Raw genomic sequence first — 6,212 nt, forward strand, 5'->3', positions numbered from 1 at the left:
ACCTGGGGTTTCAGGCATGGCCGCGGTCGCCGGATTGATCGACGAGGAGGTTCGGCGCTTCGCCGCGCTCGGCGACGAGTGGTGGAATCCGGCCGGGCCGATGGCGGCGCTGCACGGCTTGAACCCGACCCGCATGGCGTGGCTGCGCGACGTCATCGCCCGTCATTTCGACCGCGACCTGAAGGGCGCCGCGCCGCCGCTCGCCGGCCTGACGCTGCTCGACGTCGGCTGCGGCGGCGGTCTCGTCGCCGAACCGCTGGCGCGAATGGGCGCCGAGGTCGTCGGGCTCGATCCGGCGCCGGAATCGATCGCGGTCGCGCGCGCCCACGCCGCGGCGACCGGCGCGCGGCTGACCTATCGCGCCGGGCTGGTCGAGGACCTCGTCGCCGAGGGCGCGCGCTTCGACGTGGTGACGGCGCTGGAAGTGGTCGAGCACGTCGCCGACCTGCGCGCTTTCGTCGCGGCGGCGGCGGCGGCGGCCAAGCCCGGCGGGCTGATCGTGCTGTCGACCCTCAACCGCACCCTGAAGAGCTTCGCCCTGGCGATCGTCGGCGCCGAATACGTACTCGGCTGGGTCGAGCAGGGCACCCACCGCTGGGAGCAGTTCGTCACCCCCGCAGAGCTCGCCGCCGCGCTCGAAGCCGCCGGCTGCCGCGAGAGCGAACGCCGCGGGATGGTCTACGATCCTCTGCGCCGCGACTGGCGGCTGTCGTCCGACGTCAGCGTCAACTACTGCATGGCGGCGAGGAAAGCGTAGCGGCGCCCTTGTAGGCGCGTCGGCTGCGCTCTTATTCTTTCGTCCGCGCCTGCTTTGCGTCCGTCAGCCAGAAGCCTTCGTCTTTGTGCAGCAGCGGCGCGTCATGCGCCTTGGCGGCGGCGTAGGCGAAGCAGTCGCCGAGGTTGAGGCGGGCGGGGTGGCGGCCCTTGCCGAACTGGTCGTAGGCGTCGAGCGCCAGCTCCATTTCGATCTCGCCGAGGGCGACGACGCGCGTCTCGGTCGCGGCGAGGAATTCGGCGAGTTTGCGGCGCGCTTCGGGGATCGACAGCGCGTATTCGTGGGCGAGCCCGGCGACGCTCTCCCAAACGGCGATCGGCGACGTCAGACGGACGGCGGCGGCGGAGAGCGCGTCGGCGAAGGCGTCGCCCTCGGCCTCGTCGCCGAGCATGGCGATGATCGCCGAGGCGTCGAGAAACATCAGCGTTCGCCGTTGAGGTCGTCGAAGAACGCCTTGTCGGCGCGCTTGCCGGTTGGCCCGCGCGCGACGATCGACTGCCGGATCGCGGCGACGCGGTCGCGCAGCGGCGGTTCGCGGTCGAGACGCTGCAGTTCCGTCCCGACGGCGAGGCGCACCGCCTCGGTCAGGCCGACCCCCTTACGCTTGGCGAGCGCGCGAACCAGCCGCTCCGTGGCCGCGTCGCGGATGCTGAGAGCCATGGCCGACCTCACAGAGGACGTGATCTATACGTACATACGTTATCGTCAATACGAATATATGGCAAGTTACGCCGCCGCGCCGCCGCCTTCACACTCACGCACGGGACAAGGGAATCGGCGCCCTTGTAGGCGCGACCGCCGGTCGCGCGCTTACCGCGGCCAAGGCCAGCTCAAGACGAGGCGCTTTGCGCCGGAGGCGACCAGCGGTCGCGTCTATAGCTCAGCCGCCGGGGCAATCCTTCAGCGCGCGGTCGATCGCCTGGGCGAAACCGCTGAGCGAATAGGTGTCGGTCGTCAGATTGCCCTTCTTGGAGGTCGCCTTGACGACGAGCGTCTTGCCCTTGCGCATTTCGGCGACCAGCGCGCTCTCCTGGGCGGCGTTCTTCACCCACAGATTGGCGCCCTTGGGCAGGAGATCGAAGCTCGAGTCGCCGACCTCGACGGTCGGGGCGACGAGCTCATGCTTCTTGTCCTTCTTCTTGTCCTTGCTGTCGCCGCTGTCCTTGGCGTCGCTGTCGGCGCCCGGCGCGCCGACGTCGAAGCCCATGATCAGCGACACCTCGTTGCGAACGCCTTCGCCCGGGCGCTCGGAAATGAACGCATAGCCGGGGTCGCGCTTGAGATCGTCCGGGTCGCGCTGCTTGGGCTGGGCGAGCGTGTAGCAGACCTTGTTCTTGCCCGACTGGCTGTGGAAGACGCTCCAGTCGCCGTAGGAGCCGACCAACTCAGGCTTGGCGGCGGACTCGTCGCTCTTCGATTTGTCGACGGGTTTGGTCTCGGCGAGGGCGGCGCCGGCGGCGAGAGTGAGCGAAGCGCTGAGCGCGAGGGCGATCGCACGGGCGGCGAGGGGCGCGGCTATTGGCATGGAAAAGCAGTCCTTCGTCACTCTCTCAACGGCGATTCGCCTCGCCGGGCGGGGCTCATTGCGCCGCGATCCCGGCGAAATTCGGATCCGTGGGCGTTCCTTCCGCCGGATTTCTATCCTTGGCAGTGGTTAATGAAAAATGAGTAAAATTCGCGGCGATCGGCCGCCGGCGCCCGCGTGACGCCCGCGCGGGGGCCGTCACGCCATTCACACGCTTGCGGCGTATCAAGGCGCGCTGGCGTGGTCGGCGCGATGGTCGGCCGTCGAAAGTCCGCGGCAGTTTGGCGCATCGCTGTCGCTTGCGTTTCATGTTGCAATGCAACATAACGCGATCGGGACGAAACGTCAGGGACAGATTCGCGAGGAACCATGGCGAGTTCGACCCATTCGGCGACGGACGTCCGGCGGTTGTGGCCGGCCGACATGCCGCTGTTTCGCGATCATCTCCTCCGCCTGGATTCGCGCAGCCGCCACGAGCGCTTCTCCGGCGGCATGTCCGACGATTTTCTCGTCCGCTACGCCCAGAACTGCTTCGGCGAGGGCGACCTCGTGTTCGGCGCCTTCATCGAGGGCGTCATGCGCGGCGCCGCCGAGCTGCGTTCGAGCGAAGCGATCTGGAGCGAGCAGGCGCCGTTCCAAAGCCATATCCACGCCGAAGCCGCGTTCAGCGTCGAAGAGCCCTATCGCCGCCGCGGCGTCGGCGAGACGCTGTTCCGCCGCGTCGAGCAGGCCGCCAGCAACCACGGCGTCGAGACGATCGAGATCGTCTGCGCGCCCGACAACGTCCCGATGATGCGGCTGGCCGGCAAGTTCAAGACCAAGTTCTCGTTCGAAGAGAACCAGATCACTGGCCGCCTGACCGCGCGCCTGCCGACCGCCTTCTCGCTGCTGCGCGAGGCGTCGCGCGACGTGATGGATATGACCGCGTCGGTGTTCGACGCGCGCACGCGCGACGCCGACCTCGGCGCGGCGTGATCGCGCCGGCAACGGCGTCTAAGGCCCGACCGAAATCGAACACGTCATGTTCTCGACATGCATGTCCGTATCGACCTCCGGCACGTGTCCATGCACGGTCGCTGGGTGAAACTGGGTCTGACCTGGGTTCAGTTGGTACACCCGCGAAGCGAAGCAAGTTGACTTGCCGTCGGTGCGGATCGTGGTCGTGACGTGGAACGTTTCGGTCTGCTCGGTCATCGTAAGGGCGCCGCCGACCACGCCCGCGTGAGTGCTGTAGGCAAGGCCGTTGATCGGGCTGACGCCCGCGCCGGTTCGGCCAAGACTGGTTTTTCCCGCCTCCAGCACCGTGCCGTTCATCGAAATTTTGTGGTCGACGACGTTATTGCCGGAAAGCCTGTACTCGCGCGTCCAATCGGTCACCACCAGGCCCGACTTTGGCGAAAGCTGATTCTCGACGAGGGTGTAGTGCATGGTGATGACCACCACGTTGTTGTCTTGCTGGCTGTGAGCGACGGCGGGGGCCAGCAGCGCAATCGCCGCAACGACGGGCGGTGCGACCCATCTGCCGAGTTCGAGCATGAAAACTCTCCCCCATTTTGTAGAATCGCCGATCCCATCTCCCGGCAAGCGGGGAGAAGGGACACCGGGCGCCGATCGCATCACAGTTCGCGCTATAGCCGCCGGTCGTTCATCATGCCCTTGATGTGGGCGATCGCCTTGGCCGGGTTGAGGCCCTTCGGGCAGGTCTTGGCGCAATTCATGATCGTGTGGCAGCGGTAGAGGCGGAACGGGTCTTCGAGCTCGTCGAGCCGTTCGCCGGTCGCCTCGTCGCGCGAATCGATCAGCCAGCGATAGGCCTGCAGCAGCGCCGCGGGGCCGAGATAGCGCTCGCCGGTCCACCAGTAGCTCGGGCACGAGGTCGTGCACGAGGCGCACAGGATGCACTCGTAGAGGCCGTCAAGCTTGGCGCGGTCCTCCGGCGTCTGCCGCCATTCCTTTTCCGGCGTCGGCGTCGAGGTCTTCAGCCACGGCTCGATCAGCGCGTGCTGGGCGTAGAAGTGGGTGAGGTCGGGCACCAGGTCCTTGACCACCGGCTGGTGCGGCAGCGGATAGATCTTCACCGCGCCGGCGATGTCGTCCATGCCCTTGGTGCAGGCGAGCGTGTTGACGCCGTCGATATTCATCGCGCACGAGCCGCACACGCCCTCGCGGCAGGAGCGGCGGAAGGTCAACGTCGAGTCGACCTTCGATTTGATCCAGATGAGCGCGTCGAGCACCATCGGTCCGCAATCGTCGCGGTCGACCCAATAGACGTCGATGCGCGGGTTGGCGGAATCGTCCGGGTTCCAGCGATAGATGCGGAATTCGCTGAGGCGCTTGGCGCCCTCAGGCTTCGGCCATTGCTTGCCCGGCTGCGGGCGGGAATTCTTGGGAAGGCTGATCTCGACCATCGATTCATCCTGCCGGGCCGGTCGTCGACGCGCCCATGCCGACGCCGTTCGGGCGGCGTCGGGGGCGCTGCTTTCTGCGGCATAGACGCCGCCCCCGTCAACCGCCGCCGCCTCGGCAAAAGGGAGAGGGCCGGGCGGCGCGATCGGCCTAACCGGCGCGATCCGCCTCGGCGCCTTCGCGCTCGAGCGTCGCGATCAGCCGGCGGCCCGACTCCTCCCCGAGCACGGCGACGATCTCACGCTTCACGCCGTCGAGCGGCAGGCCGAGCTCGCTGAAGCCGATCATATAATTGCGGAAGCGATCCTCCCAGATGTTGCGGTAGGGCGTGCCCAGCGGCCGGTTGAAGCGGTGCATCCAGCGCAGGAACGGCAGGCACAACGCGCGGGCGCCGCGCTGACGCACTTTCTCGTGAATGTAGCCTTCTTCGCCGCCGAAGCCGCGGAAGCGCGGATTGAAGCCCGGCCAGGCGGCGCGGCGGCAGGCGAAGACGCCGAGGCCCTGCATCGGGATCTCGAACGGCTCGCCGTCAGGGTCCTGGCCGCGCGGATCGGTCGCCCAGGTCCCGTACATGCCGGCGCGCCATTCCGGATCGAAATGGGTCGAGATGGTCGTGAGATCGTCGTAAACGAGCGGCCCTTGCAGGAGATCGCGCGTCTGCGGTCGCGCGCGCATGTAGGCGATCAGGCGGCGAAGCGCGCCGGGGACGAAGAACACGTGCGAGTCCATGCACAGGACGAACTCGCCGCCTGCTTCTGCGAACACCGCGTCGCGGATCGCCGTGCCGGCGAAGGCGCCGGCCGGGACGTAGCGATAGTTGGGAATATGATGCTCGAGCTGCTTCAGCGGCTCGGCGCAGGGGCCGTCGGGATGATTGTCGACCAGCACGAACTCGACCTCTCCGACGATCTCCGGGTGATACAGGCGCAGCGCCTGCAGGCTGAAATAGACGCCGTCGTAGTCGTCGTAGGTCGCCATGCCGATGGTGAGGAACCGATCGAACCGCCGCGCGGTCGGCTTGGGAATTTCGAACCGCTGCGCCGGCGCCGCGCGCTCGGCCGCCGCCTGTCCGGCGAAAGCGCCGGCGAAACGGGCGAAGGCCTGCGCGTCGATCCCGGCTTCGAGCGTCGAGCGGACGAGATGGTCGAGGATTCCGTCGAACGCGTCGGTGTCGCCGAAACGCAGCCGGACGATCGGCGTTCGCGCGAGAAAGGCGAGCGCCGAGGGCGGAAGCGGCGTCGCGCCGGGGAAAGTCGTCTGCAGCGCCGCGGCGATCGTCGCCTGATCGCGCGCGAAATCGAGCGCCTCGATCGACAGCGCTGCGCCGGGCGCGAACTCGACGACGACGACGAGACCGCAGGTCGCCCATTCCTCCGCCGCGCGCCATTCGGCGGCGGGCGCGACGATCAGCGAATCGTCGCCGTCGGCGCTGGCGAGATCGCGGAACGCGGCGAGCTTGGCGAGCGTCGGCGTGGCAGGATCGGCGACGATCAGCGGGCCGGGAAA

8 protein-coding genes are annotated in these 6,212 nt (G+C 67.8%); 2 read left to right on the forward strand and 6 right to left on the reverse strand.

The annotated features are described in order from the left end of the window. The first annotated feature begins 16 nt into the window (after positions 1–16). Entirely contained in the window at positions 17–757 is a 741-nt protein-coding gene (gene ubiG, locus ABSF49_RS02045) for a bifunctional 2-polyprenyl-6-hydroxyphenol methylase/3-demethylubiquinol 3-O-methyltransferase UbiG (RefSeq protein WP_424110963.1), read from the forward strand. 31 nt (positions 758–788) lie between these two features. Here the strand turns inward: ubiG and ABSF49_RS02050 are convergent, their stop codons facing one another. The 3 genes from ABSF49_RS02050 to ABSF49_RS02060 all read right to left on the reverse strand — a co-directional run bounded on the left by ABSF49_RS02050 (position 789) and on the right by ABSF49_RS02060 (position 2,300). After that, on the reverse strand, positions 789–1,196 hold the full coding sequence (locus tag ABSF49_RS02050; protein ID WP_424110964.1) for a type II toxin-antitoxin system VapC family toxin: 408 nt from the start codon (positions 1,194–1,196) through the stop codon (positions 789–791). Next, positions 1,196–1,435: a type II toxin-antitoxin system VapB family antitoxin gene (locus ABSF49_RS02055; protein ID WP_424110965.1), complete on the reverse strand. Its 240-nt coding sequence runs from the start codon at positions 1,433–1,435 to the stop codon at positions 1,196–1,198. Before ABSF49_RS02055 ends, ABSF49_RS02050 begins: the two co-directional genes overlap by 1 nt. Positions 1,436–1,655: 220 nt before the next feature. Next, on the reverse strand, positions 1,656–2,300 hold the full coding sequence (locus ABSF49_RS02060; RefSeq protein WP_424110966.1) for an invasion associated locus B family protein: 645 nt from the start codon (positions 2,298–2,300) through the stop codon (positions 1,656–1,658). Between the two features lie 369 nt (positions 2,301–2,669). Between ABSF49_RS02060 and ABSF49_RS02065 the strand changes: the two genes are divergently transcribed. Beyond that, positions 2,670–3,275 carry a GNAT family N-acetyltransferase gene (locus ABSF49_RS02065; RefSeq protein WP_424110967.1) on the forward strand — a complete coding sequence of 202 codons (606 nt, stop codon included), beginning with the start codon at positions 2,670–2,672 and terminating at the stop codon, positions 3,273–3,275. Between the two features lie 18 nt (positions 3,276–3,293). Here ABSF49_RS02065 and ABSF49_RS02070 read toward each other — a convergent pair whose 3' ends face one another. The 3 genes from ABSF49_RS02070 to ABSF49_RS02080 all read right to left on the reverse strand — a co-directional run. Next, entirely contained in the window at positions 3,294–3,836 is a 543-nt protein-coding gene (locus tag ABSF49_RS02070) for a hypothetical protein (protein ID WP_424110968.1), read from the reverse strand. A gap of 92 nt (positions 3,837–3,928) precedes the next feature. Beyond that, positions 3,929–4,708, reverse strand: coding sequence for a succinate dehydrogenase iron-sulfur subunit (locus ABSF49_RS02075; RefSeq protein ID WP_424110969.1), 780 nt, complete (start codon positions 4,706–4,708; stop codon positions 3,929–3,931). Positions 4,709–4,856: 148 nt separating this feature from the next. After that, positions 4,857–6,212: glycosyltransferase (locus tag ABSF49_RS02080; RefSeq protein ID WP_424110970.1), on the reverse strand; the 1,356-nt coding region annotated here is incomplete at its 5' end.

The sequence above is a fragment of the Roseiarcus sp. genome (assembly GCF_049514155.1).
Taxonomy (GTDB): Bacteria; Pseudomonadota; Alphaproteobacteria; order Rhizobiales; family Beijerinckiaceae; genus Roseiarcus.

Bases quoted from the DNA above. Each gene is read 5' to 3' on its own strand.
- ubiG (WP_424110963.1), top strand. From the start codon at position 17: ATGGCCGCGGTCGCCGGATTGATCGACGAGGAGGTTCGGCGCTTCGCC.
- ABSF49_RS02050 (WP_424110964.1), bottom strand. From the start codon at position 1,196: ATGTTTCTCGACGCCTCGGCGATCATCGCCATGCTCGGCGACGAGGCC.
- ABSF49_RS02055 (WP_424110965.1), bottom strand. From the start codon at position 1,435: ATGGCTCTCAGCATCCGCGACGCGGCCACGGAGCGGCTGGTTCGCGCG.
- ABSF49_RS02060 (WP_424110966.1), bottom strand. From the start codon at position 2,300: ATGCCAATAGCCGCGCCCCTCGCCGCCCGTGCGATCGCCCTCGCGCTC.
- ABSF49_RS02065 (WP_424110967.1), top strand. From the start codon at position 2,670: ATGGCGAGTTCGACCCATTCGGCGACGGACGTCCGGCGGTTGTGGCCG.
- ABSF49_RS02070 (WP_424110968.1), bottom strand. From the start codon at position 3,836: ATGCTCGAACTCGGCAGATGGGTCGCACCGCCCGTCGTTGCGGCGATT.
- ABSF49_RS02075 (WP_424110969.1), bottom strand. From the start codon at position 4,708: ATGGTCGAGATCAGCCTTCCCAAGAATTCCCGCCCGCAGCCGGGCAAG.